Annotated in this window: 21 protein-coding genes; 8 read left to right on the top strand and 13 right to left on the bottom strand. The window is 64.7% G+C overall.

Going from position 1 to position 23,279, the window contains the following annotated elements; translation table 11 throughout:
- Nucleotides 1-34: 34 nt before the first annotated feature.
- The 3 genes from C7G42_RS08350 to motA are packed head-to-tail and all read right to left on the bottom strand — an operon-like array spanning nucleotide 35 to nucleotide 2,158.
- On the bottom strand, nucleotides 35-346 hold the full coding sequence (locus tag C7G42_RS08350) for a hypothetical protein (protein WP_106948449.1): 312 nt from the start codon (nucleotides 344-346) through the stop codon (nucleotides 35-37).
- On the bottom strand, nucleotides 327-1,265 hold the full coding sequence (locus tag C7G42_RS08345) for a flagellar motor switch protein FliM (RefSeq protein WP_106948448.1): 939 nt from the start codon (nucleotides 1,263-1,265) through the stop codon (nucleotides 327-329). The genes C7G42_RS08350 and C7G42_RS08345 overlap by 20 nt, the downstream gene beginning before the upstream one ends.
- Nucleotides 1,262-2,158, bottom strand: coding sequence for a flagellar motor stator protein MotA (gene motA, locus C7G42_RS08340; protein WP_028145751.1), 897 nt, complete (start codon nucleotides 2,156-2,158; stop codon nucleotides 1,262-1,264). Before motA ends, C7G42_RS08345 begins: the two co-directional genes overlap by 4 nt.
- 143 nt (nucleotides 2,159-2,301) lie before the next feature.
- On the opposite strand from motA, the gene C7G42_RS08335 reads away from it, so the two are divergent.
- The 4 genes from C7G42_RS08335 (at nucleotide 2,302) to C7G42_RS08320 (ending at nucleotide 6,512) form a co-directional block, all read left to right on the top strand.
- On the top strand, nucleotides 2,302-3,087 hold the full coding sequence (locus C7G42_RS08335; protein ID WP_106948447.1) for a DUF1217 domain-containing protein: 786 nt from the start codon (nucleotides 2,302-2,304) through the stop codon (nucleotides 3,085-3,087).
- Between the two features lie 3 nt (nucleotides 3,088-3,090).
- Entirely contained in the window at nucleotides 3,091-3,819 is a 729-nt protein-coding gene (gene flgF, locus C7G42_RS08330) for a flagellar basal-body rod protein FlgF (RefSeq protein ID WP_106948446.1), read from the top strand.
- A 42-nt stretch (nucleotides 3,820-3,861) separates the two neighbouring features.
- Nucleotides 3,862-5,187 carry a flagellar protein export ATPase FliI gene (gene fliI, locus C7G42_RS08325; RefSeq protein ID WP_106948445.1) on the top strand — a complete coding sequence of 442 codons (1,326 nt, stop codon included), beginning with the start codon at nucleotides 3,862-3,864 and terminating at the stop codon, nucleotides 5,185-5,187.
- 689 nt (nucleotides 5,188-5,876) lie between these two features.
- On the top strand, nucleotides 5,877-6,512 hold the full coding sequence (locus C7G42_RS08320) for a MarR family winged helix-turn-helix transcriptional regulator (RefSeq protein WP_106948444.1): 636 nt from the start codon (nucleotides 5,877-5,879) through the stop codon (nucleotides 6,510-6,512).
- A 313-nt stretch (nucleotides 6,513-6,825) separates the two neighbouring features.
- Here the strand turns inward: C7G42_RS08320 and C7G42_RS08315 are convergent, their stop codons facing one another.
- Nucleotides 6,826-8,397, bottom strand: coding sequence for a porin (locus C7G42_RS08315; RefSeq protein WP_106948443.1), 1,572 nt, complete (start codon nucleotides 8,395-8,397; stop codon nucleotides 6,826-6,828).
- A gap of 512 nt (nucleotides 8,398-8,909) precedes the next feature.
- On the opposite strand from C7G42_RS08315, the gene C7G42_RS08310 reads away from it, so the two are divergent.
- Entirely contained in the window at nucleotides 8,910-9,389 is a 480-nt protein-coding gene (locus C7G42_RS08310; protein ID WP_106948442.1) for a MarR family winged helix-turn-helix transcriptional regulator, read from the top strand.
- Nucleotides 9,390-9,476: 87 nt separating this feature from the next.
- Here C7G42_RS08310 and C7G42_RS08305 read toward each other — a convergent pair whose 3' ends face one another.
- Complete coding sequence (locus C7G42_RS08305) at nucleotides 9,477-10,559, bottom strand: alpha/beta hydrolase family protein (RefSeq protein WP_106948441.1); 1,083 nt, start codon at nucleotides 10,557-10,559, stop codon at nucleotides 9,477-9,479.
- Between the two features lie 843 nt (nucleotides 10,560-11,402).
- On the opposite strand from C7G42_RS08305, the gene C7G42_RS08300 reads away from it, so the two are divergent.
- From C7G42_RS08300 to C7G42_RS08290, 3 genes are all read left to right on the top strand, one after another.
- On the top strand, nucleotides 11,403-12,467 hold the full coding sequence (locus tag C7G42_RS08300) for a ketopantoate reductase family protein (protein ID WP_106948440.1): 1,065 nt from the start codon (nucleotides 11,403-11,405) through the stop codon (nucleotides 12,465-12,467).
- Nucleotides 12,468-12,662: 195 nt separating this feature from the next.
- On the top strand, nucleotides 12,663-13,481 hold the full coding sequence (locus C7G42_RS08295; RefSeq protein ID WP_199580698.1) for a YkgJ family cysteine cluster protein: 819 nt from the start codon (nucleotides 12,663-12,665) through the stop codon (nucleotides 13,479-13,481).
- A gap of 103 nt (nucleotides 13,482-13,584) precedes the next feature.
- Nucleotides 13,585-15,096: a helicase HerA domain-containing protein gene (locus tag C7G42_RS08290; RefSeq protein ID WP_106948438.1), complete on the top strand. Its 1,512-nt coding sequence runs from the start codon at nucleotides 13,585-13,587 to the stop codon at nucleotides 15,094-15,096.
- 132 nt (nucleotides 15,097-15,228) lie between these two features.
- Here the strand turns inward: C7G42_RS08290 and C7G42_RS08285 are convergent, their stop codons facing one another.
- The 8 genes from C7G42_RS08285 to C7G42_RS08250 form a co-directional block, all read right to left on the bottom strand.
- Nucleotides 15,229-15,969: an ABC transporter ATP-binding protein gene (locus C7G42_RS08285; RefSeq protein WP_106948437.1), complete on the bottom strand. Its 741-nt coding sequence runs from the start codon at nucleotides 15,967-15,969 to the stop codon at nucleotides 15,229-15,231.
- Nucleotides 15,966-16,814, bottom strand: a complete 849-nt coding sequence (locus C7G42_RS08280; protein ID WP_199580696.1) for an ABC transporter ATP-binding protein — start codon at nucleotides 16,812-16,814, stop codon at nucleotides 15,966-15,968. Before C7G42_RS08280 ends, C7G42_RS08285 begins: the two co-directional genes overlap by 4 nt.
- Nucleotides 16,814-18,637 carry an ABC transporter permease gene (locus tag C7G42_RS08275; RefSeq protein ID WP_106948435.1) on the bottom strand — a complete coding sequence of 608 codons (1,824 nt, stop codon included), beginning with the start codon at nucleotides 18,635-18,637 and terminating at the stop codon, nucleotides 16,814-16,816. Before C7G42_RS08275 ends, C7G42_RS08280 begins: the two co-directional genes overlap by 1 nt.
- Nucleotides 18,638-18,691: 54 nt before the next feature.
- Nucleotides 18,692-19,849, bottom strand: coding sequence for an ABC transporter substrate-binding protein (locus C7G42_RS08270; RefSeq protein WP_106948904.1), 1,158 nt, complete (start codon nucleotides 19,847-19,849; stop codon nucleotides 18,692-18,694).
- A 72-nt stretch (nucleotides 19,850-19,921) separates the two neighbouring features.
- Entirely contained in the window at nucleotides 19,922-20,500 is a 579-nt protein-coding gene (locus C7G42_RS08265; RefSeq protein ID WP_106948434.1) for an alkylhydroperoxidase domain protein, read from the bottom strand.
- Nucleotides 20,497-21,117 (bottom strand): CMD domain protein, encoded by a 621-nt coding sequence (locus tag C7G42_RS08260; protein WP_106948433.1) that lies wholly within the window; start codon nucleotides 21,115-21,117, stop codon nucleotides 20,497-20,499. Before C7G42_RS08260 ends, C7G42_RS08265 begins: the two co-directional genes overlap by 4 nt.
- Nucleotides 21,118-21,152: 35 nt before the next feature.
- Nucleotides 21,153-22,187 carry a putative FMN-dependent luciferase-like monooxygenase gene (locus tag C7G42_RS08255; RefSeq protein WP_106948432.1) on the bottom strand — a complete coding sequence of 345 codons (1,035 nt, stop codon included), beginning with the start codon at nucleotides 22,185-22,187 and terminating at the stop codon, nucleotides 21,153-21,155.
- Nucleotides 22,188-22,325: 138 nt separating this feature from the next.
- Complete coding sequence (locus C7G42_RS08250; RefSeq protein ID WP_106948431.1) at nucleotides 22,326-23,120, bottom strand: MetQ/NlpA family ABC transporter substrate-binding protein; 795 nt, start codon at nucleotides 23,118-23,120, stop codon at nucleotides 22,326-22,328.
- Between the last annotated feature and the right edge of the window lie 159 nt (nucleotides 23,121-23,279).

Raw genomic sequence — 23,279 nt, 5'->3', positions numbered from 1 at the left:
CGTTCCGCTCGTATTGGTTCTGCCGGCTCTCGCTTCAGTGCTTGTTCGCCTCGGGGCCGCCTACCGTCGCGGGCGCGAGCCCGTTCCTCGCATCGAGCGCCGCGATCGCCTCGTGGGCCTGATCGATCTTGGTGCTCAGCACGTTGGCGAGGCGCCCGAGATTGGCGGTGGAATCATGCGCTGCGGAGATGACCGTGTCGAAGGCGCCCGCCGTCTCGTGGACGATGGTGGAGAATTCGCCCTGGTAGCTGCGCAGCCGCGCCAGCTCGCGGTGCATCCGGGTCACCCGCATGCTGGTGAAGGCGAGCGCGATCAACAGCACGGCATCAACGAGATAGGATATCATCGACGAACTCCCGTTTCTGATCCACGGGATCGGCCACCTGCATGGCGTAATAGCCATCGAGCTGGCCGATCTGACACCAGAACAGCACCTGGTTGTTGCTTTCGAGACGGGCCAGCGTGCGCGGCGTGGCCTCCAGCTCGATCACCTGTCCGACCCTGAATTTCACGACGTCCTCGAGCGAAATCATCTTCTCGTCGAGCACCGCGCTCAGCGTCACTTCGGTCCGCTGAACCTCGCTCTCCATCTGCTCGCGCCAGCGCGGATCGGTCGCGCGTCCGTCGCTGACGACGACGTGAGCGAGCTTCTGCCGGAGCGGGTTGAGCGCGGAGTGGGGAATGATCAGGAACATCTGGCCGCCGCGATAGAGCGCCTGCACCATCATGTTCGCGCAGATCGACATGTTGCTGGCCCGCCCGATCGCCAGCGAGGCCATCGCCGTCTCGACCCGCTCCACGCGGAAAGTGACGTTCGACGTGCCGGCGAAGGCGCTCTGCAGCGCCTTGGCGAACCGCTCGAACAGCGCCTGGACCAGGCGGATCTCGATGTTCGAGAAAGTGCGTTCGACATCGAGCGGCGGTTCAGCCCCGTCGGATCCGAACATCGCCTCGACCATCGTAAACACGAAGTCGCGGTCCAGCACGATGATCACGCGCGAGTCCCACTGCTCGGCATAGAGCACGGCCGCGACCGCGTTGCCCTCGTAGTCCTTGATGATGTCGCCGAGCGGATCGTTGGTGATGCCGTTGACCGAGAAATAGCACGGCGTTCCCGCCATCGGCTGCAGGCTGTCGGTGCACGATGCCGCCATGCGATCGAAGATCACATTGAGCATCGGCATGCGTTCGATCGATATGCCGGCGGCGTCCAGCAAATAATTCGGGAGCTGCTTGCGCTGATCGACCTCGACGTCTTCCATCATGCGCGGGCAGCCTTGGGTTCGGGCTCGGTGACGACGGCCTTGGGACCCGCGATCGTCTCATTCTCGACGACGTCGATCGACGGCCGCTCGGTGCTCGCGATCATCTTGCGGCCGTGCTCGACGGCGATCTGCGGCATGGCGCCGTTCATGAACGCCAGCAGCGTCTGCTTGACGATGATGTAGGGCCGGCACTTCTTTTCGCGCGTCATCTTGATCTTGATCGCGAAGGGCGAAAGGACGCCGTAGGACAAGAAGATGCCGGCGAAGGTGCCGACCAGGGCCGCGCCGATGAAGCCGCCGAGCAGCTTTGGCGACTGGTCGAGCGCGCCCATCGCCTTGATGACGCCGAGCACCGCGGCGACGATGCCGAGCGCCGGCAGCGCTTCGGACACCGTCACCAGGGCATGATAGGGCGCCAGCTTGCTCTTCACGATGGTGTGGATCTCCTCGTCCATCAGCGCCTCGATCTCGTGCGTGCGCGCGTTGCCCATGATGATGAGGCGGACGTAGTCGCAGATGAACTGGAGCAGCGAGGGATCTCCGAGCACGCTCGGAAACGCCTTGAAGATCTCGGAGGACGCGGGATCGTCGATATGCGCCTCGACCTCGTTGCGGCCCTTGCCCCTGAGCTCGCGCATCAGGGCGTGGAGCGCGCCGAGCAGATCAAGGTAATAGCGCTGGCCGGGCACCGCGCCGGTGATGGCCTGCATGCAGGCAACCCCGGTATCCACCACCGTCTTCCACGGATTGGCCACGATGAAGGTGCCGACCGCGGTCCCCATGATGATCACGAACTCCCACGGCTGCATGAGCACGGCCAGATGCCCGCCCATCGCGGCAAATCCGCCGAGCAGCGCCGCTACCGTGATGAAAATCCCCACGAAACTGCCCAACGCGCCGCTCCATCGCCGATCCCACCGGAAATATCTAGTCGGCGAGCCTTGCGCGAGGCTGGCTTCCCGCGTCGCCAGCCCCGCGCAAGCAATCGGCGGCAGCTTGGGGCGGCGTCGCAACAGCGGCCAGAGGGGCGCGTGTCATGCTATCCACCATCGCGGACTACACCAGGCTGACCAAGGACATGGGCAAGTCGCTGACGCAGGTCGCGACGCAGCCGGATGTCAGCCGCGAGACCGACTATTTCCTGAGCCATATCGGCAACGTGAAGACGATCGACGACTTCCTGAAGGACTACCGACTCTATTCCTACGCCATGAAGGCCTTCGGCCTCAGCGACATGACCTACGCCAAGGCGTTCATGCGCAAGGTGCTGACCGAAGGTGTTGGCAACAAGAACACCTTCGCCAACAAGCTGACCGACACCCGCTACCGGGAATTCGCCACCGCCTTCAATTTCGCCGCCCTCGGCGCCAACGCGACGAAGACCGTCCAGGCCACGACCGGGACGGCGACCCATTATGTCACGCAGACGATGGAGCAGAAGGCCGGCGACCAGAACGAGGGTCTGCGGCTGGCGCTCTATTTCACTCGCAAGGCCTCCACGATCACGACCGCCTACCAGGTGCTCGCGGACAAGGCGCTGACGCAGGTGGTTCAGACCGCGCTCGGCCTGCCGGCGACGATCAGCTCGGCCGATATCGACGCCCAGGCCAAGATGATCACGAACAAGGTCAAGCTCACCGATTTCCAGGACCCCGCCAAGGTCACCAAGTTCGTGCAGCGCTTCGCGGCGATGTGGGACGCGACCCAGGCCCAGAGCGACAGCTCGACCAATTCCGCGCTGATCCTGATCGGCGGCGCATCCTCGGCCAGCATGGATACCAATATGCTGGCTACTCTTCAGAACATCAGGTTCAACAGGTAAGTCATGCAATCGGCCCTCTATGTGGGATTGTCAGCCCAGGTCGCCCTCGAAAAGCGCCTCCAGACGATCGCCAACAACGTCGCCAACGTCAACACGGCGGCATTCCGCACCGACGTGGTGAAGTTCGAGACCGTGCTGTCCAAGGCCGGCGCGAACCCGGTCGCGTTCTCCTCGCCCGGCGACAACATCATCTCGCGCGAGCAAGGCAACATCACCGAGAGCGGCAATCCGCTCGACGTCGCCGTGGTCGGCCAGGGCTGGATCGCCTTCGCCGGTCCCAACGGCACGGTCTATACCCGCGACGGCCGGCTCCAGATCGGCGCCAACGGCGATCTACAGACTGTGAGCGGATTTCCCGTCGTCGATTCCGGCGGCGCGCAGATCACGCTGGACCCGAACGGCGGACCGATCTCGATCGCGCGCAGCGGCGCGATCACCCAGGACAACAACGAGATCGGCACCATCGGTCTGTTCAGCATCCCCGCTGACGCCAATCTCGAGCGCTACGGCAATTCCGGCGTGACGCCGGACTGGCCCGCGACCGCCATCGCCGATTTCTCCCGCGACGGCTTCAAGCAGGGCTATGTCGAGGGCTCCGGCGCCAACCCGATGATGGAATTGACCAAGCTGATCGCGGCTTCGCGTGCCTTCGACGGCACCAATTCGATGATCGAGGGCACCGAGAGCTCGCTGCAGAACGCCATCCGGACGCTGGGCGAACCCGGCAAATAGGCTGCGCCCCGCGCGCATTGAGATTGAGGTTGGACGGATTCCTTGAACGCTCTTCGGCAACTCGAGTGGGCGCTGCTGGAGCTTCAGCAGAGCACTCCCCTGGCAAGCGTCAGCGGCGCGATCTCCGAGATCGCGCCGACGCATTTCCGTGTCTCCGGCCTGTCGCGCTTCGTCAGGCTCGGCGAGCTCATCGGCGTCAATTCGGGCGGCAAGCCGCAGATCGGCGAGGTGGTGCGAATCGACAGCGAGGGCATCATCGCCAAGCCGTTCGACCGCCAGTTCGCCGGTGGACTCGGCTCGGTCGCCTACCGGATGCCGCCCTTGTCCTTTGCACCCGATCCGAGCTGGAAGGGTCGCGTCATCAACGCTCTCGGCGCGCCGCTGGATGGATTGGGGCCCCTCACGCCGGGCCCCCAGGCGGTCTCGGCAGAGGCTGAGGCGCCGTCGGCCATGAAGCGCGCACGCGTGCACAAGCCGCTGCGCACCGGCGTACGCGTCATCGATTTGTTCGCGCCGATCTGCGCTGGCCAGCGCGTGGGCATCTTTGCGGGCTCCGGCGTCGGCAAATCGACGCTGCTTGCGATGCTCGCCCGCAGCCAGGGTTTCGACACCGTGGTGCTGGCCCTGGTCGGCGAGCGCGGCCGCGAGGTGCGCGAGTTCATCGAGGACGTGCTGGGCAACGATCGCCAGCGCGCCGTCACCATCGTGTCGACCGGAGACGAAAGCCCGATGATGCGGCGGCTGGCGCCGAAGACGGCCATGGCGGTCGCGGAATATTTCCGCGGCCGGGGCGAATCGGTCCTGCTCATGGTCGATTCGATCACCCGCTTTGCCCATGCCGCCCGCGAGGTCGCGCTCGCCGCCGGCGAGCCTGCGGTCGCGCGCGGCTACGCGCCGACGGTCTTCACCGATCTGCCGCGCCTCCTGGAGCGGGCCGGGCCCGGCGAGGAGGGTTCCGGCACCATCACCGGGATCTTCTCCGTGCTGGTCGATGGCGACGACCACAACGAGCCGATCGCCGACACCATCCGCAGCACGCTCGATGGGCACATCGTGCTCTCCAGGCACATCGCCGACCAGGCGCGCTATCCGGCCGTCGACGTTCTGGCCTCGGTCTCCCGCCTCGCGCATAACGTCTGGGATCCCGAAGAGCGCGAATTGGTCAGCAAGCTGCGCGCCTTGATCGCCAAATACGAGGACACGCGCGACCTTCGCCTGATGGGCGGCTATCAGTCGGGACGTGATTCGGGCCTCGACCAGGCGGTCGACATGGTTCCGAGAATCTACGGCGCGATGCGGCAGGACGCTTCGGCGCCCCCGAGCGCCGATCCGTTCCGCGAACTGCGTGACATGCTGAAGGGCGAATAGCAGCGCCGCCGCAAGTGACAGGACGGGCGATTTGGCAGGCATCAGGACGACAACCGGCGCGTGTAATTCCTGCGAGTTCTCCCAACAATTCCGTGGCTCCACGCACAAGTTGTGGATGACGCGCCGAACTCTTCGTCATCGTGCACAAGCTTCGATCAATCCGCGTCGATCACGGACAGCACGACGCTGTGCAATCATGGCGCCGCAGAGTCGAGTGAATGTTGCTTGCCTGACAGCGTATTGCGTTCACCATCATGTGTCCCGAGCAATGGGATTGTCTTGAACTTTACATTCGCCTGCAGCGACATCCGCACTCCGCGAGCGTCTCTACTTGATTTTGTTGAGAAGCTCATTCATCGTTTCGGCGGAACATAAGAAACGTCTGCGTGTGACTTGAACTCAGGGGCTTCGGTTGAACTATTCCGATCCATCGTCCGTTGACGACGACAACTCGGGCTCCCGCGCGACGAAGACGCTGTTGGCATGTCAACGACGCGGTTTCTCATTCCGGAGCACGCGAGCTCCAGCGATCCAGGCCGGACGTGCTGCAATTCGTTCTTTCGAACGAGAGCTCGACACGATTCGCTCCCCGGGCAGCAGCCGTTCGATGTCTTTCGATCGATTCGCAGGCCGGAGCGCAAAGCGGCTCCGGAGCGCCGCAGACGAAGTTTCGGGGGCGGGGTAGATTGATGCCATTGGCACGAGAAGCCGTCGAGCTGCTGGTCCAGGCGGCGAGGGCTTGGTATTTCGAAGGCAATCAGCATGGATTGCGCGATCGCGAATGGATGGCGCTGCGCTTTCTCGGCCGCGCCAACAGATTTTCGCGCACGCCTTCCGCACTCGCCGGCTTCATCGGCGCCACCAGAGCGACCGCATCGCAGATCGTGAAGACGCTGGAGGGCAAGTCCTTTCTGGTCCGCAAGCCGTCGCAAGAGGACAAGCGTTCCGTCGTCCTACACATCACCGCCCAGGGCGAGAAATGCCTGAGCCAGCACGACCCCATCAATCACGTGGTCAATGCAGTCACCTCGCTCGGGAACGACGAATGCGTCAGGCTGCGCGATTCGCTCCGCGAGGTCCTCAACCATCTCGATGCGGCCCACCAGCGGCTCGACGCCAGCATCTGCCGCGACTGCATGTTTCTCGCCGAACGCAGCCCGGCTACCTCCAAGGGACGCGCGAGCGCCGAATTCATGTGCCGGCTGTATCGCGCTCCGATCTCGCTCGATGAGACCGAACTGCTGTGCACCAGCTTCGAGCGCACACGCGACCGCCCGAAGATCGAGGAGCATCTCGACCGCGCTCGGGTCGCAAGCCAGGGCTGAGCCCACGCAATTTCCGCGCGAGTGGTTCGCGGCGGCGTCTGCGTACAGCTAGTCGCGCCTGTCTTTGAACGACGCCCCCTATCCTCTCGTGTCCCGGGCGAGCCGCAACGCGGATAGCGTTCCGGGGCAGGGCCGGGACCCGGAAGACGACCCGCTGCGATGCAGATCGATGGGCCGCGGCTCCGCACCGCCGACGTTTCGCGCGACCCGTCGGCTCCATCCGGGCTACGGGGGCAGGCATCACGCAGGATGCGCGCACACAAAAACACCCGGCGGTTTCCCGCCGGGTGTTCGTCAGATGGTTCGAAAGATCTTACCAGTTGCGCTGGGCGCGGAGCAGCAGGGTGATGCTGTCCTGATCCTTCAGCTCGTACAGGGCGGCCGGCTTGGCCGTCGTGCCGGCACCGGCGTAACCAACCGTGCCCGAGTACTTCTGGTCGAGACGGGTCCAGTTCAGGTCGCCCGAGAACGTCAGGTTCTTGACGGGGGTCCAGCGGGTGATCACGCCGATCTGGCCGACGGCGAAGTCAGGGTTACAACCCGTGACACCGGCGAGACCGCCGAACACGCCGCCTGCACCGCCAGCACCGCACAGAGCGGTCTTGGCAGTCGAGCCGTACTGCGCCTGAGCGTAGGCACCGTAAAGCGCGGTGTTCCAGTAGGCATCCCAGTTGTGGGTGTAAGCACCACGGAAGCCCCAGGTCTTGACAGTTTCCTGCTGGCCGCCCGTGACGAACACGGTGTCCGGAGCATAGGCGAAGCCGACGCTCTGATAGGCAACGCCCGAGCTGCCGAACATCGAGTAGCTGCTGCCCGCCAGGTTCTGGAAGTTGTAGCGGGTCGCACCGTCGGTGTAGACGCCCTGGATGTTGATCACGTCACCCGCACCGGTCGGGATGTTCTTGATCGACAGAGCGAGCTGAACAGCCCAGCCCCACTTGTCGTCGGGGTGGCCGGTGGCTTCGGTGGCGCCGTAGTAGGCGACGTGGTTGTCATGCGCAGCAACCGACGCCTGGAACATGCCCCAGGCCTGGTCGACACGGACCATACCGACGAGGTTCGGCGAACGCGAACCGCCGATGGCGTTGGTGCCGTACGAACCACCGATCATGCTGCCCGCGGTCGCGCCGGTCAGGTTGACGTTGCCGGCCTGGTAGTAGGCCGTCGCGTCTTCAGCCGAGAACGACGCCGTGATGCCCTGACCGAAGTCCGCGGTGTAGGTGAACTGGTTGACACCAGTGACCGTGCCCGAACCACCGACGAGGCTGTCGATGTTGTTGCCGGGATAGTTGGTCCAGGGCGCGTCGAACTGCGACACGGCCTTACCCATGGTGAAGCCGGCGAACTGGATGAAGGCGTAGTACACGCCAAGCGAACCGCCCGAGGTGTTGCCGTCGGTGCCGTTGATCGACGAACCAACGAGCGCCGGGGTGGCGCCGGAGGTGTTGAGGCCGAGGTTGCCGGTATAGACCGTGCCGCCCGTCGCCGAGCCGGAGCCCTGATAGCCACCGGTGGTCCAGGTGAACACGCCGTCGAAGAAGGTACGGACGACGCCGTATTCGGTCGCGGTGCGCGTGTCGATGTTGAGATCTTCACGAGCGCGCATCGAGTAGGTGTTGCTGAGGCGGTTGTGCGCACCAGCCGGCGAGCCGTTCGAGATGCCGTACAGGCTGTTGGTGTTGAACGCGACTTCAGCGCGCAGATAACCACCGAGCTTGATGCAGGTGTCGGTGCCCGGGATGTAGTAGAAGCCCGCGCCGTAGAGCGAGCAGATCTTCACGTATTCGACGGCCTTGGCCTTCACGGGAAGGTCGGCTGCGAACGCTCCGGAGGCGGCCATCAGGCCGGCAGCCGAGCCGAGCAAAAGCGTCTTCGTCAACTTCATTAGGTAAACCTCCAGGTCGATTCAGGGGGTTCGGCTTCCTGGGCGGACACCGCGTCACCCTCACAATTTCCGTTCAATTCAGATCCGCACCGAAGGTCCGGACTGAAACGACAGTGAGGTGCCCCCCCTCCGTCGTGCCTCACGTATAGTTTATAAAAACAACGGCCTCAATTTATTGATTTAATGAATCGTAACTTCGGCGGGCGATGTTGCTCAAGGGCAACAGAGGCCACCGGAACGGTAACTAAGTGATTAATCCAAAACGAAAAAGCCCTCAGGGGGCATCCCGAGGGCTTTCTTGGAGGTCTCACATCGCCGTCCATCGACAGGGTCAAGAGCAGCAAAGATTGAGTGAGAGGATACGTAATTTAATTAATTGCTTTTTGCAAGTACCAAACCAACGAACCGTTTCCACCGTGCGGTGCCCGCCACCATTGTCTATGCGCGATATGCGAGACGATTCCCCAATATCCCATTAAAAGACTGAACCGAGGGAAACGGGGGGCAGCCACATGATCGAGAAAAAACTCGACAGGGCGATTACGGACTTCATCTGGAACGTCGTCGAAATTCACTCCCAGTTGGAGGACATCCATACCTGCTGGGCCGGACTGCTGGGCATTACCGAGCCGCAGTGGCTGATTCTGATGGCGATCACCGAACTGGACGACGGGCGCGGCGTCGCCGGCATCGACATCGCGAACAAGTTGCGTGTCCACCCGGCCTTCGTGACCAACCAGACCAAGAGCCTCGAAAAGAGCGGCTTGCTATCGCGACGGCCGGCAGCGAACGATGCCCGCTTCGTCCTGATGACGCTGACGGAGAAGGCGACGACCGAAATCGAAAAACTGTCCAAGAGAAAGCTGGCCTTGAATTCGACCATCTTCAACGAGTTCGACGAGAAGACCCTGGTTGAATTGAATGCCGCGCTCGCAACCATCGCCAGGAACACCCGGCTGGCGGCGCGATTGCTGGCTATCGACGTGTCGTGATCCGCCGATGCCCTGCATATGACTTCTGGCAACGCCTGAACGCAGCCTCGCCTTTCGGGACCACCGCCTCATGCGATGCCCCTGGGGTTAGAGATAGGTCACGGGATCGAGTTGACGGGCCGATCCGAGCTTGCTGTCGAGCCACTCGAAAACGAAGTCGTCGACAGCAATGAAATTCTCGACCTCGCCGAGCGGGTGCCGGACGTTGTTCGGCACGACGACCGAGCAGTCGGCTCCGGTCTGCCGGTAGCCGGCTTGCAGATCGAGGGCGTCCTGCTCCCATATCATGGAGCGGCTCCCCACGACCATCAGCAGCGGGCACGGCAGTCGACGCGACGGCGGCAGCAAACCCGTCGAGGCCCCGTCAGGGATCGCCTGCCCGACGCCGGTCATCCAACGAAGCGATGCTCGGCGCATCACCGGCGTCAAAAGGCCGCCGTCGCACACGGCGGCCGCGATCCTGCGATCGGAGAGGGCAAGGCGGGACGCATGACAGGCGCCCTCCCCCTCGCCATAGATTGCGATCCGCCGCGCATCGACATCGGGGCGAGCCTCCAGATAGTCCAGCCAGTACTGAAGCCTGTGCTCCGGCTTGAAGGAGCGATGAACGGTCGAATTGCCGGCATCGACGAGCAGGAGCGACATGGTCCCGCAGAGCGAGGCCGGCAACAGCCTGCTCATCATCGAGCCCAGGGTGATGTCCTCGTCACTGAGGCAGATGACCGTCGGCGCTGAAGCCTCGCGACGGAGCGCCGGCAGGAAGAAGCCGGCCAACGCACCTTGATCGAAGCAATCGATCTTGACGCGCTCGATCGCCAGGCCGGCCTCCGCCTCGAAACCCCTCAGGCTGATGCCGACCTCGTCTGCGAGGCCTGCACTTTCGACATCTCCAGGACAAGACAAGCTTCTGACGACTTCGAGGGCGGTCAGCGAACACAGCCACGCTTCCCGCGCAACCCAGGCGGAACGGTTTTGATGCGCGGATTCAGCCAGTGTCCGGTAGTCGTCCGAGACCCTCAACCAGTCCGAAATCCACAGATGCCGGTGCGTCTCACGCGCAAGCTCCGCGACGGACAGGCCTTCGAAGAATTGGGACGCGCGATCCCGCAAGCGCGCCAGGCTTTGCCCGGCGCCGTCGCACGAGCCGTGAGGCCAATGATCACCTTCCATGTCAGTCCCCACGCGGCGCCGTCGACGATTGCCCGGACTTGCGCCCGGACCCGCTTGGCTTCGCGCTCTGTGCAGCGCCCTGCGCGTCTGTTCGATGCGATCGCCGCCGCCCCTGATCGCGTCCGTCGCGCTTGCGTCTGCCGATGCTACCAGCCGCGTCGACGTCTTTCGCCGCCATTCCAGACCAGCCCGCATGACCCCCAGGTCCGGGCCGGCTCAACCCAATCGTCACGTCCCAGCTCCATCGCTGAACACAGTTGTTTGCCGCGCATGCCGCCACTCCAGCGATGCGGGCCTCGTCGTTTCTTGTTGTGGTCGGCGAACCGATGATGACCTTTGCTTCGCCGACGTAAACTACATGCCTGCGTACATCGGCATTGTGAAAGCACGATATGGTGAGGGCGGCGGTGGATCGCTGCTTCATCAATGTCGGCCGGCAATGTGACCGTCAGATAACAGCGAACCAACCAGCGCACCGATCGTCGGCACGCAACGTGTGACGCCATGCGCTCGCACCCCACGCCGAGCCCACACCGGCGAGACATCCGACAAATCGGATTGAGTAGGTCGTATCGTGTTGCGCGAGCCAATGAGAGCCACATGTACCGGCACGGCGAAGAGGAACGGGCGACCAATGAGAGTCCCGAGCGGACCAGCGCTCGCGAGCCGGCGAATAGATTGCGGAATAGTGCTTCTGTCCGACCCGGCCGCCGGGACTCCGGCGCTGCCTTGTATGCATTATCCCAGTTGCCATCCCCGCGGACTTCGCTTTAGATGCCGGCAACTCGCCCGCGGATGACGACCGGGGCTTAGAAATCACAGACATTGTCAAAGGGACGGAATATGGCGCGCAACATATTGATTCTCGGGGCTTCTTACGGCTCGCTGCTGGGCACGAAGCTGCTGATGGCCGGGCACAATGTGACCTTGGTTTGCCGCGCCAAGACCGCCGAGCTGATCAACCGCGAAGGTACCGAGGTGCGCATCAAGCTGCGCGACGAGGCGGTGCACCGGGCGATCTTCTCGCGCAACCTGCCCGGCAAGCTCGACGCCGTGACCCCTGCCAATGTCGACCTCTCTTGCTACGATCTGGTCGGCCTTGCGATGCAGGAGCCGCAATATACCAACCACACGGTGCGCATGCTGATGGTGAAGATCGCCGCGGCGAAGCTGCCGTGCCTGTCGATCATGAACATGCCGCCGCTGCCCTATCTGAAGCGCATCCCGGCGCTCGCCGGCATGGATCTGGAAGAGGCCTACACCAATGCGCAGGTGTGGGAGCGGTTCGAGCCGGGCCTGGTGACGCTGTGCTCGCCCGACCCGCAGGCCTTCCGTCCGCCGGAAGAAGCTGCGAACGTGCTGCATGTCGGCCTGCCCACCAACTTCAAGGCGTCGGTGTTCGCCGACGACAAACACAACAAGGTGCTGCGCGAATTGGAGGCCGACATCGACGCCGTGACGCTCGATGGCCACGACGTGCCGGTGAAGCTGAAAGTGTTCGATTCCCTGTTCGTACCGCTGGCGAAATGGTCGATGCTGCTGACCGGCAATTACCGCTGCATCACACCCAACGAGCCGCAGTCGATCCGCGACGCCGTGCACGGCGACCTCAAGCGCTCGCAGACGATCTACGACCATGTCGACAGCATTGCCCGCAAGCTCGGCGCCGATCCACAGGACCAGGTACCGTTTGCGAAATACGCCAAGGCCGCCGAGAGCCTGCTCAAGCCTTCCTCGGCGGCGCGCGCCGTCGCGGGCGGCGCGCCCTTCATCGAGCGCGTCGACCTCTTGGTGAAGCTGATCTCGCATCAGCTCGGCATGCCCAACGCCGAGATCGACCGCACCGTCGAGACCGTCGATCTCAAGCTGAACGAGAAGATCGTGCAGGGCGGATCCGGCGCGCAGTAAGCGCGCCGCATCCGGCGTTATCGCGCTGCGCCGGAGCGCGGACTGTTCCCGGTGTGACGCAAATTCAACGAGCGCGACCACTCCGGTCTGAGCGTGAGCAACGTAGCCTTGTAAGTAAGCCTGTGTTACACGGCGTTTTCGGCATGGATGGTCCGTGCCTGCATCGGGATCCAGACGGACAGAGAAGACGACGTAATGGATCAGACGATGCTGAGCGTCGTCCGCGCGGTCGAGGCAGGCGCGACGACCATGAAGGGTGTGATCGACGCCACCGGACTATCTCGTCTCAAGATCGAACGTGCGTTGAACGCGCTGGAGAAGCAGAAGCTGCTGGCTCGCGACGGCCAGGGCATTCGTGCGACCGGCGTGCCGAAGACGGCACCGCTGACCCGGCAATGCGGATCGTGCAACGCCTGCTGCGATATTTTGGAGGTCGCCGCCGTCGACAAGCCGGTGAACCAGCTCTGCAAGCATTGGCAGACGGGCACCGGCTGCACCATTTACGACCGCCGTCCGCAGATGTGCCGCTCCTTCGTCTGCGCCTGGCTGCAGGGGCATCTCGACGACGACTGGTTCCCGGCGAACTCGGGGATCATCGTCCATTTCAGCCAGGATGCCGTGAACGTCACGGTGGACGACCATTGCCCCGATCGCTGGCGCGAGGAGCCGTATTTCAGCAAGCTCGCCGAATGGTCGGTGAATGGCATCAGGCGGATCGGAAACCGGGGCTATGCGACCCTCATCGTCTCCGGCGCCGACCGCTTCCTGCTGCTCGGGCGCACGGTCGTTCCCGAACCGACGCTGTTTGGCACGGCGTTCGTGCCGCTGACGGCCGACACGTTCCGGTTCTGGCGGGCGACATCGCCGGAACATTTGCAGCGATTGCACGAACGCATCGCCGAGATGGAGCGGATCAGGCAGGAATTCGGCTCCTGCGTCATCCCGGAGAACGAGGACGACGATCCGCAAGCCCCCTATCGGCCCGCACTTTTACGGCTATCGAATCACACCTGAACGCCGCCGTGGGCAACGCGGCCTGATCAACGCCGTGCCGCTCGACGCGCCGCGACGGGATTGATAAGCCCCTGTCCGCGAATGACGGGGACTTGAGTCGGGCATGACGGTTGCGATCGAGATGGGGCAGACCACGGCGGGCGCCCCGGCCGCCATGGACCTCGAGGAACTCCTGGCGACTCGCCTCCTCGTGCAAGGCAATTCGGGCTCCGGCAAATCGCATCTGCTGCGGCGGCTCCTGGAACAGAGCGCGCCCTGGGTGCAGCAGGCCATCATCGACCCCGAAGGCGATTTCGTCACGCTGGCCGAGCGCTTCGGTCATCTCGTGATCGAGGCCGAGGATCACACCGAGCGCGGCCTTCAGGTCGCCGGCGAGCGCGCGCGGCTGCATCGCGTCTCCACCGTGCTCAATCTCGAAGGCCTCGACGCCGAGAACCAGATGCGTCGCGCCGCCGCGTTTCTCGGCGGGATGTTCGAGGTCGATCGCGACCATTGGTATCCGATGCTCGTGGTCGTCGACGAAGCGCAATTGTTTGCGCCCGCGGTTGCCGGCGAAGTCTCGGACGAAGCGCGCAAGCTGTCGCTCAGCGCCATGACCAATCTGATGTGCCGCGGCCGCAAGCGCGGGCTCGCCGGCATCATCGCCACTCAGCGGCTGGCGAAGCTCGCCAAGAACGTCGCGGCGGAAGCTTCCAACTTCCTGATGGGCCGGACCTTCCTCGACATCGACATGGCGCGCGCCGCCGATCTGCTCGGCATGGAGCGGCGGCAGGCCGAATCCTTCCGCGATCTCGAGCGCGGCCAGTTCATGGCCCTGGGGCCTGCGCTGTCGCGCCGTCCGCTGCGTTTGCACATCGGCCCGACCGATACGTCCCCGCGTAACTCCACGCCGCGGCTGATGCCGCTGCCTGAAGCGGCCACGGAAGATATGCGCGCCATGATCCTGGCCGCGCCGCCGCCCGATGCCAGCCGGCCGCAACGACGGCCGGCGCCGGATCTGCTCGAGCAGCTCCGCGCCGCGAAGGCCGCCGCGCCGGTGATCCAGCCGGAAGTCGACGAGGTGCCGGTTAGCGCCGAGGAACTCGCCGAGCGGCGCGAACGCGTCGATCGCACCCTTCGTGCCGTGCTCGCCGCACCCGACGCCGGCTTTCGCGCCGTCGGCGTGCTCTATCAGGAGTTCGTGGTCCGCTGCCGAATCGAGGGACTAGGCTCGGCCGTCCCAGACCTCACCGAATTCCGCCGTATGCTGACGCGCGCGCGCGCGGGGCTCGGCGCCGAACATGCCGAAGACGACGCCTGGCAGGACGTGTCGCTGCGCGCCTCGATCCTGCCCGACGACATGCAGGGCGTGTTCATGATGATCGCGCGCGCGGCCAAGGAAGGCTGGCCCTGCCCCGGCGACGCCGCGATCGCGCGGGCCTATGGCTCGCATTCGCTGCGCCGCGCGCAGCGGCTGCTCGGCTACATGGAGGAGCAGGGCCTGATCGTCGTCCAGCTCGACGGCGGCGGACGCCGGATCGTGACGCTGGTGGAGCTGGCCTGGGCCACCGCGCCTGGCGATCCCAATGGCGATGATCAGCCAGCGGAGCCGGCCGCGAGCGCGGCTTCGGCTTGAACGTTACCACGAATGAGGTGCGCTCCCTCTCCCGCTTGCGGGAGAGGGTTGGGGAGAGGGTGTCTCCGCAATGGAACAATCCCCCAGAGGAGACAGCCCTCACCGCGCCTTAAGCGGGAGAGGTTCAAACTCCTAGGCCGCCTCGGCGCCGCCGAGATAGGCGTCGCGGATTCGGGGGTCGTCCTTCAACGTACGTGCCGAGCCTGACAGCACGATCTTGCCGGTCTGCAGCACATAGGCTTCATGCGCGATCTCCAGCGCGAGGCTGGCATTCTGCTCGACCATGAACACCGAGACGCCCTCCTGGTTGATGGTGCGGATCAGCTCGAGCACGCGGTCGACATAGAGCGGCGACAGGCCCATGGTCGGCTCGTCCATCACGACCATCCTGGGACGGCTCATCAGCGCGCGCGCCATCGCGACCATCTGCTGCTCGCCGCCCGACAACGAGCCCGCGCGCTGCGACAGCCGCTGGCCGAGCTTCGGGAACAGCGTCAGCATCTTGTCGAGATCCTGTGCGATCGCCTCGCGGTCATTGCGCACAAACGCGCCCATCAGGATGTTCTCGCGCACACTCATGTCCGCGAACAGCCGCCGCGCCTCCGGCACCGAGGCGATGCCGCGTCGGACGATCTGCGGCGTGGTCAATCCGACGAGCGAGGCGCCGTCGAACGTGACATCGCCCGATCGCGGTTTTACCAGACCCAGAATGATCTTCATCGTCGTCGACTTGCCGCTGGCATTGCCGCCGAGCAGGCAGACGATGTGACCGCGCGCGACCGTGATCGACAGGTCGAAATGCACCTGCGCCTGGCCATAGAAGGTGTTGACGTTGGATAGCGCCAGCAGCGGTTCCGGTGTGCTCGCCGTCATGCCGCGCTCTCCTGCTCCGACGTCCCTGACAGCCCGTGGCCGAGATAGGCCTCGATCACCTTGGGATCGCTCCGCACCACCTCGCCCGGCCCTTCCGCGATCTTCTTGCCTTCGTCCATGACGATGACGCAATCGGACAGGCGCATCACCATCTCCAGCTTGTGCTCGATCAGGAGGATGGTGAGGCCTTCCGCCTTGAGCTCGGCGACGAGCGCCTGCATCTCCGCAGTCTCGGTCGGGTTCATGCCGGCGGTCGGCTCGTCGAGCAACAGCAGGCGCGGCTGCAGCGCCAGCGCGCGTGCGATCTCGACACGGCGGCGGTTGGCGTAAGACAGACTGTAAGCAGGCTGGTCGATACGCGGCAGCAGCCGCTCGCCGAAACGGGCGAGAATGGCCTTCACCTCCTCACGCAGCCGCTCTTCTTCGTTCCTGACGCTGGAAGGACGCAGCAGCGCGAGCCCCAGCTCCAACAGCGGACCGATTACCGGCACGGTCGGTTTCACTGCACGCAGGCGCGTGTGCGCACCGATTAGGACGTTGTCCATGACGCTGAGATTGCCGAAGACGCGACCGAGCTGGAAGGTGCGTGCGATGCCCTCGCCCGCAAGCCGCTCTGGCGAGAAGCCCGTGACGTCCTGGCCTTCGAAGCGGACCTCGCCAGCGTCGGGCCGGTCGAGCCCGGTGATGAGATTGAACAGCGTCGTCTTGCCGGCGCCGTTGGGGCCGATGATGCTGACGAGCTCGCCCTTGGCGAGATCGAGGTCGATGGCGTCGACCGCGGTGAGGCCGCCGAAGCGCCGCGTCAGCCCGCGAAGGGACAACATGGAATTGAGCTGCTCCGCCATCAGATCGTCCCCAACAGGCCCTGCGGCCTGAACCGCACCAGCAGCAGGAGCACGATGCCGTATATCAGGATGCGGTACTCCGCCGCGATCCGGAACACTTCGGGCAGGCCGACCAGCGCCACCGCCCCCAACATCGCGCCGACGACATTGCCGAGACCGCCCAGGATGACGACGGTCAGCGCCAGGATCGATTGCTGCGTGTTGAAGGTTTCGTGGTTGATGTAGGAATAGAGATGCGCGGCGATGCCGCCGCTGACGCCGGCGGCAAAGCCGCCGAAGATAAAGGCGAGCGATTTGTAGCGATTCAAGCTGAGGCCATAGGCACGCGCGGCGATGTCGTCGTCGCGGATGGCGCGGAAGCTGCGGCCGAGATGCGAGGTCAGCAATCGCCCCTGCAGCAGCGCCAGCACGACCATCACGGCGAAGCTGAACCAGTAGATCGAGGTCGGGCTGATGAGCTCGGTGCCGAACAGCGACAGCGGCGGGATGCCGGAAATGCCGATCGGGCCGCGCGTGACGCTTTCCCAGTTCAGGATCACCAGCGACACGATCTCGCCGATGGCGAGCGTCGCGATCGACACGTAATGCCCGCGCAGCCGGAACGACGGCGAGATCAGCAACGTGCCGAGCGCCGCACTCATCAGGCCGCCGCCGATGATGGCGAGGCCGACCGGAACGTTGAGAGTCAACGATAGCAGCGCGGAGGTGTAGGCGCCGATGGCGAGCAGTGCGGCGTGACCGAGCGAGACCTGGCCGATCGTGCCCGCCACCAGCGTCAGGCTGAGCGCGAGCATGCCGAGCAGCCAGGCATTGATCAGGGTCTGCAGAACGTAGAACGACACCGGGAACAACGGCAGGATGGCGAAGATCGCGGCCGCAACAGCCAAGGCCCAGCGCGGAATGCGCACCGGGCGGCTCGGCGCGATGAAGGTGCCGGTGAGTGGCTCCGGCGGCGCCTGCCGCGCACTCGCGAACAGGCCGTTCGGCCGCAGCACGAGCACGACGACGAGCAGCAGGAACGCGAACAAGTTGCGATAGCTGGTGCCGAACACGGCGACGCCGTAGCTTTCCACCAATCCGAGCAACAGACTGCCGATCACGGCCCCCGGCACGTTGCCGGCGCCGCCGACCACTTCCGCGACGACGCCCTTGAGCGTCGCCTGCAGGCTCATCGCGGTGTCGATCTGGTTGTAGTACATGCCGACCAGCAGGCCGGAGACGCCGCCGAGTGCGGCGGCGATGCCGAACACGGCCTGATTGACGCGATTGACGTCGACGCCCATCTGCATTGCAGCGTCGCGGTCCTGCGCGGTGGCGCGCACCGCCCAGCCGAGCTTGGAGTAGCGCAGGAACACGAACAGTAGCAGCGCGCTGGTAAGGCCGACGCCAGCTATGAGCAGGTCAAGAGGCCCGATGGTGCCGCCGCCGACCTGGAAGCGCACATCCGGCAACTGGCTCGGCAGCGCGCGCGGATTGGGCGAAAAGGTCAGCATCACCAGCTGATCAAGCACGAAGCTGATGCCGATGGTGGCGAGCAGCGGCGCGATGCGCACCGAGTTCTGCAGCGGCCGCAGGCCAAATCGCTCGATGATAAGGCCGACGATCGCCGCGGCCACTGCGACCACGATGATGGTGAGCGGCAGCGGCGTATGCAGCTGCACCACCGCGACCCAGCCGATATAGGCGCCGACCAGATAGATCGAGCCCTGCGCGAAGTTGATCAGTCGGCTGACGCCGAAGATCAGCGCGAGCCCGACCGCAACGAGGGCGTAGACATTGCCGACGATCAGGCCGTTGATCGTGTAATCGAGCCAGGAAGACACGCAGCGTTCCTACTGAGGGGAGAACGGGCCGGGGCGAAATGCACCGGCCTCAGGTCAGGTCGGTTTGCCGTCCCACAGCGCGAACTGGCCCTTGCGCACGACGAGCTCGGCGTTCATGGCGCCCTTGACGCGGCGGCTCGCGACGTCGAACGTCGCCGAGCCGAAGATGACGCTGGAGACGTCCTTCACTTTCGTGAACGCATCGCGGATGGCCTTGCGGTCGGTGCCGCCGATCTTGACCACGGCGGCCGCCATGTTCATCGCGTCATAGGAATAGGCGTTGAAGGCGTCGGGCTCCTGCCCGTTATATTTCTTCTTGAAGCCCGCGATGAACTTCTGCACCTCGGGCCGCGTATCCTCGGGGAAGTAACGCGTGCCGACGTGAACGTCCTCGACTGCCTCGCCGCCGAGCTCGATGAATTTCGGCGAGTAGACCGAGCTCGCAGCGCAGATCACCTGCTTCAGGCCGACCTGGCGTGCCTGACGGGCGATCAGGGCGCCGTCGGAATAGTAGGAGATCAGGATCAGCCCGTCCGGATTGGCGTCGCGCACGCGCACCAGCGTCGAGCGGAAGTCGCGCTCCTCCGCGATGTAGCCCTCGGTCACCACGATCTCGGCGCCGTATTCCTTGGCCGCGTTGCTGAAATAATCGCGGCTGGTGCGGCCCCAATCGGTGTTGAGGTGCAGTACCGCAAGCTTCTTCAGGCCGAGGCGCTTGACCGCATAGGCGGCCAGCAGCGGCTGCTCGTCCGCCTGGCTGACCGAGGTGCTCCACATGAAGTCGCCGCCCTTGGTGAAATCAGGATGCGAATTGGTGAAGCCGAACTGCACGAGGCCACCGCGCTGGTAGATCGGCGAAGCCGCCATCGAGGCCGGGCTGGAGAAGTCGCCGAGCTCCATGACGATGCGGGGATCAGAGACGAACTTCTGGGCGATCGCGACCGACTGGCGCGGATCGCTCTGGCTGTCCTCGAACTGATAGGCGAGCTTGCGGCCGTTGATGCCGCCGGCCGCCATGATCTCGTCGAGCGCGAGATCGAAGCCCTGCTTCCATTGCGTGCCATATTGCGCATTCGGTCCCGTCAGGGGGCCGCTGACGCCGAGCAGGATCGGCTCGGAGGTATCAGCGAAGGCACCGCGCGAGGAGGCGGCGCCCGCCATCATCGCGGCAAGCGAGCCCTTGACCAGGGTACGACGATCGATGTTGCTCATGCACGGCTCCATCCACTCAGGTGTTGAAACGCCAGTTCAATAAGGCAGCAATTCTCGTGCCGGTGAGATTGCCTATTTCGAGGGCTCGCCGAGCGACAGCATCAGCCGGTTCGCCCAGTTGAAGAACGAGGCGCCGTTGATGACGTCGACAATCTCGGCATCGTCGAGACCGGCGCGGCGCAGTTCCGCGATGTTGTCAGGGCCGAACGCGATCGGGGTTGCGGCCAGCGCGACCGAGGCCTTGACCACCGCGTTCCAGCGCTCGCCGAGATCCGCCTTGACGCCCTCGTCGAGCAGGCGTTGCACGTCGTCGCGGCGCTTGGAATAGGTGCTGGCGAAGCGAGCATGGACCGAGGCGCAATAGATGCATCCGTTGTAGCGCGAGGTCGCGGCCGCCGCGAGCTCACGCTCGGCGCGCGGCAGGCCGTCGGCGACGTTGTAGAAGATGTCCTTGTCGGTCTTGGTGCGGGCTTCCAGCACTTCGGGATCGCGCACCAGCAGGCGGAAATATTCCGACTTGGCGCGGGAGCGATCGACCAGGCCGGCGTAATGCCGCTCGGTGAGTTCGGCCTCGGGGAGCGGATCGATCCAGGAGACCCAGCCGAGCTCGTCCTGGGTGAAAGCAACGGGTGGATTGACGGTGGCGCTCATGATGCAGCCTCCTTTTGCGCGTTCACGGCGGCGAGCGTGCGCAGGCCGCTGACGACACGCACCTGGAACGACAGGAACGCGACGAGCTGCGAGAACGTGACGATGCCGGTGGTCGACCAGCCGGCGTCGAGCAGGGCCTTCATATCGGACGAGGCCGCATCGCGCGGACGGAACAATAGCAGATGCGCATGTTCGAGGGCTGCTGCGAGCCTCGCACCAAGCGAAGGCTTGCTCGCGGCGCTCACGCGATAGATCAAACCGGCGGTGTTCTCGACCGACAACGGGCCCGCGGGGTACGAACCATACGGACCCGAGGTCTTGCCGCGCAAGATCTCGGCGTCGATCGATTCAAGCAGAGCCGCGCCGCCCGCGCCCGCCGCGAGCTTTTCGCGATAGAAGGTGGCAACCGGGGATTCGCCATGCAGCCCGGTCACGAAGGCCGCGACTGCGGCGCGTTCGAGCAGCGAGACATCGCCGGCGTCGATCGGCTCGAACAGCGAGAGATAGCTCTTCTGCGCATTCTCGCGCGCCTGCAGGCGGCGGGCGCGGATGGCGTCCAGAGCCGAGCCCGGCTCGATCCCGGCGAGTGTGTCGATGATATCCTGCATACTCATCATTCAGCCTCGTGCAACGCGATGCTCTTCATGTCCGATCAGCCCGCCAGCGCCACATCGGGCGCCGTCCGCGTCCAGCCCAGCGCCGGCGCGACCTTCTCCGCGACCAGATCGATCGAGCGGAGGACATGGGGATGCGGGGCATCGACCGAATGCACCTGGAAGACGAGATCCGTCACCCGCTCCAGCGTGGCATCGGCGCGGAGCGAGGCGACGACGTGATCGGCATCGCCGACATGGGTATCGAACGCCGTGATCATCTCCTGCAGCGTCTCGCCCGGCAGAAGGTGGCCGCCCTTCATGAACTGCGGCAGCGCGCGGCGCAGGCCGATATCGGCAAGTCGCAACGCCTCGCGATGATCGTCGGCGACGAAGACGCTGCGCGAGGCCATGATGCGCGGCTCGGCTCCCTTGGGCAGCGCCGCGAGATAGGCGTCGATCACCGGGTTCTGGATCTCGGCCAGCGTCGCCTTCGGCGCCTCCTTGGTTCGCGGCTGGGTGCGCGACAGCAGCAGGCCATCGCCTGCCTTGCCCGCCCGCGCGCCGCCGGCGACCGAGAACGTGGCCTGCCATATCCGCTTGTCCAGTTGCGGCCGCTGCGGATAGATCGTATCGCCGCCTTCGAGCGGCTTGCCGACCAGGGCGGTCCGGACGACCTCGAGATTGCGCGCAAAGATCTCGTTGCGCTGGGCGCTGTCGAGGCCGAAGGCGGCAAAGGCCGAGGGATTGCCGCCGGTGCCGACGCCGAGCTCGAAGCGCCCGTTGCAGATGAGATCGAGCACCGCTGCGTCCTCCGCCACCCGCACCGCGTTCTCCAGCGGCAGCGTGACGATGCCGGTGCCAAGCCTGATGCGCGAGGTTTGGGCTGCGACGTAGCCGAGGAAGGTGAAGGGCGACGGCAGGCCGCCTTCGCGCTCGTGGAAATGATGCTGGGCGATCCACGCGGAATCGAGCCCCGCCTTTTCTGCGCGCACGATCTGCTCGGCCGCGAAGCGATAGCGCTCGGCGGGCGGGGCCTCTTCCAAAAGCCGCGTGAAAAATCCCAGGCGTTTCAGATTTGCAAAGCGTTTCATGCGACCCCTGTCGGGCGAGGATGGCCAGGCTGCCGATGATGTCGGTTACTTCTGCTCCAGACAAGCGGACAATGCGCAAGGCTCGTACGCAACGTCGTCCGCCGGGGAGCGCTGCTGCGCTGCAGCTGGGCAGATTGCCTACCAGCTCGGCAGCACTGCGCCCTTGAACTTGGCGAGGACGAACTCCTTGACCTCCGGCGAGTGGTAGCTGTCGACGAGGATCTTGACCCAGGGCTTGTCCTTGTCGGCGGCGCGCACGGCGATCAGGTTGACATAGGGGCCCTTGGGGTCCTCGCGCAGGATCGGATCCTTGACCGGATCGAGGCCCGCCTGGGTTGCATAATTGGTGTTGATCGCGGCGGCATCGACGTCGTCGAGCGCACGCGGCGCCTGGGCGGCATCGACCTCGATGAACTTCAGCTTCTTCGGGTTCTCGGTGATGTCGAGCACCGTCGGCTTGAAGCCGGTGCCATCCTTCAGCTTGATCACGCCCTTGTCGCGCAGCAGCAGCAGGACACGGCCGCCATTGGTCGGATCGTTCGGGATCGAGACCTTGCCGCCCGCGGGGATGTCGGCGAACGCCTTGTGCTTCTTCGAATAGACGCCGATCGGGAAGTTCACGGTCAGCCCGACGGCTGAGATCTTGTAGCCGCGGTCGGCTTTCTGGTTGTCCAGATAAGGCTGGTTCTGAAACGAATTGGCCTGGATCTCGCCGGCATCGAGCGCGGCGTTCGGCACGACGTAGTCGGAGAATTCGAGCAGCTGGATGTCGAGGCCCTGCTTGGCGGCGATCGGCTTCACCGCCTCGAGGATCTGCGCATGCGGGCCCGGCGTCTCGCCGATCTTGATGGTCTCGGCGGTGGCGGCTGCCGACCAGGCGGCAAGCGCGGTTGCGAGGATCAGGGGGAGGCGAAACGACATCTTGGTCTCCATGGCACGGCGAGAGTGATTGGAACCGTATTCGCTTCTCTACGGCGCGAAATCAATGAAATGGAAAACCAAATTTGCCGCTTGGTGCGGACGACGCTTCTCCGTTCGATCCCAGATGGGGAACGAACGCGCCTGCGCAAGCGTGAGGCAGATCACGGCACG

This window comes from Bradyrhizobium sp. MOS003 (genome assembly GCF_003020125.1).
Lineage (GTDB): Bacteria > Pseudomonadota > Alphaproteobacteria > Rhizobiales > Xanthobacteraceae > Bradyrhizobium.
The sequence above is the reverse complement of the archived record's forward strand: the minus strand, read 5'-3'. Positions and strand labels throughout refer to the sequence as shown.

Coding starts and splice junctions, on each gene's coding strand:
- C7G42_RS08350 (WP_106948449.1), bottom strand. CDS start 346: ATGATATCCTATCTCGTTGATGCCGTGCTGTTGATCGCGCTCGCCTTC.
- C7G42_RS08345 (WP_106948448.1), bottom strand. CDS start 1,265: ATGATGGAAGACGTCGAGGTCGATCAGCGCAAGCAGCTCCCGAATTAT.
- C7G42_RS08335 (WP_106948447.1), top strand. CDS start 2,302: ATGCTATCCACCATCGCGGACTACACCAGGCTGACCAAGGACATGGGC.
- flgF (WP_106948446.1), top strand. CDS start 3,091: ATGCAATCGGCCCTCTATGTGGGATTGTCAGCCCAGGTCGCCCTCGAA.
- C7G42_RS08320 (WP_106948444.1), top strand. CDS start 5,877: ATGCCATTGGCACGAGAAGCCGTCGAGCTGCTGGTCCAGGCGGCGAGG.
- C7G42_RS08315 (WP_106948443.1), bottom strand. CDS start 8,397: ATGAAGTTGACGAAGACGCTTTTGCTCGGCTCGGCTGCCGGCCTGATG.
- C7G42_RS08310 (WP_106948442.1), top strand. CDS start 8,910: ATGATCGAGAAAAAACTCGACAGGGCGATTACGGACTTCATCTGGAAC.
- C7G42_RS08305 (WP_106948441.1), bottom strand. CDS start 10,559: ATGGAAGGTGATCATTGGCCTCACGGCTCGTGCGACGGCGCCGGGCAA.
- C7G42_RS08300 (WP_106948440.1), top strand. CDS start 11,403: ATGGCGCGCAACATATTGATTCTCGGGGCTTCTTACGGCTCGCTGCTG.
- C7G42_RS08295 (WP_199580698.1), top strand. CDS start 12,663: ATGGATCAGACGATGCTGAGCGTCGTCCGCGCGGTCGAGGCAGGCGCG.
- C7G42_RS08290 (WP_106948438.1), top strand. CDS start 13,585: ATGACGGTTGCGATCGAGATGGGGCAGACCACGGCGGGCGCCCCGGCC.
- C7G42_RS08285 (WP_106948437.1), bottom strand. CDS start 15,969: ATGACGGCGAGCACACCGGAACCGCTGCTGGCGCTATCCAACGTCAAC.
- C7G42_RS08280 (WP_199580696.1), bottom strand. CDS start 16,814: ATGGCGGAGCAGCTCAATTCCATGTTGTCCCTTCGCGGGCTGACGCGG.
- C7G42_RS08270 (WP_106948904.1), bottom strand. CDS start 19,849: ATGAGCAACATCGATCGTCGTACCCTGGTCAAGGGCTCGCTTGCCGCG.
- C7G42_RS08265 (WP_106948434.1), bottom strand. CDS start 20,500: ATGAGCGCCACCGTCAATCCACCCGTTGCTTTCACCCAGGACGAGCTC.
- C7G42_RS08260 (WP_106948433.1), bottom strand. CDS start 21,117: ATGATGAGTATGCAGGATATCATCGACACACTCGCCGGGATCGAGCCG.
- C7G42_RS08255 (WP_106948432.1), bottom strand. CDS start 22,187: ATGAAACGCTTTGCAAATCTGAAACGCCTGGGATTTTTCACGCGGCTT.
- C7G42_RS08250 (WP_106948431.1), bottom strand. CDS start 23,120: ATGGAGACCAAGATGTCGTTTCGCCTCCCCCTGATCCTCGCAACCGCG.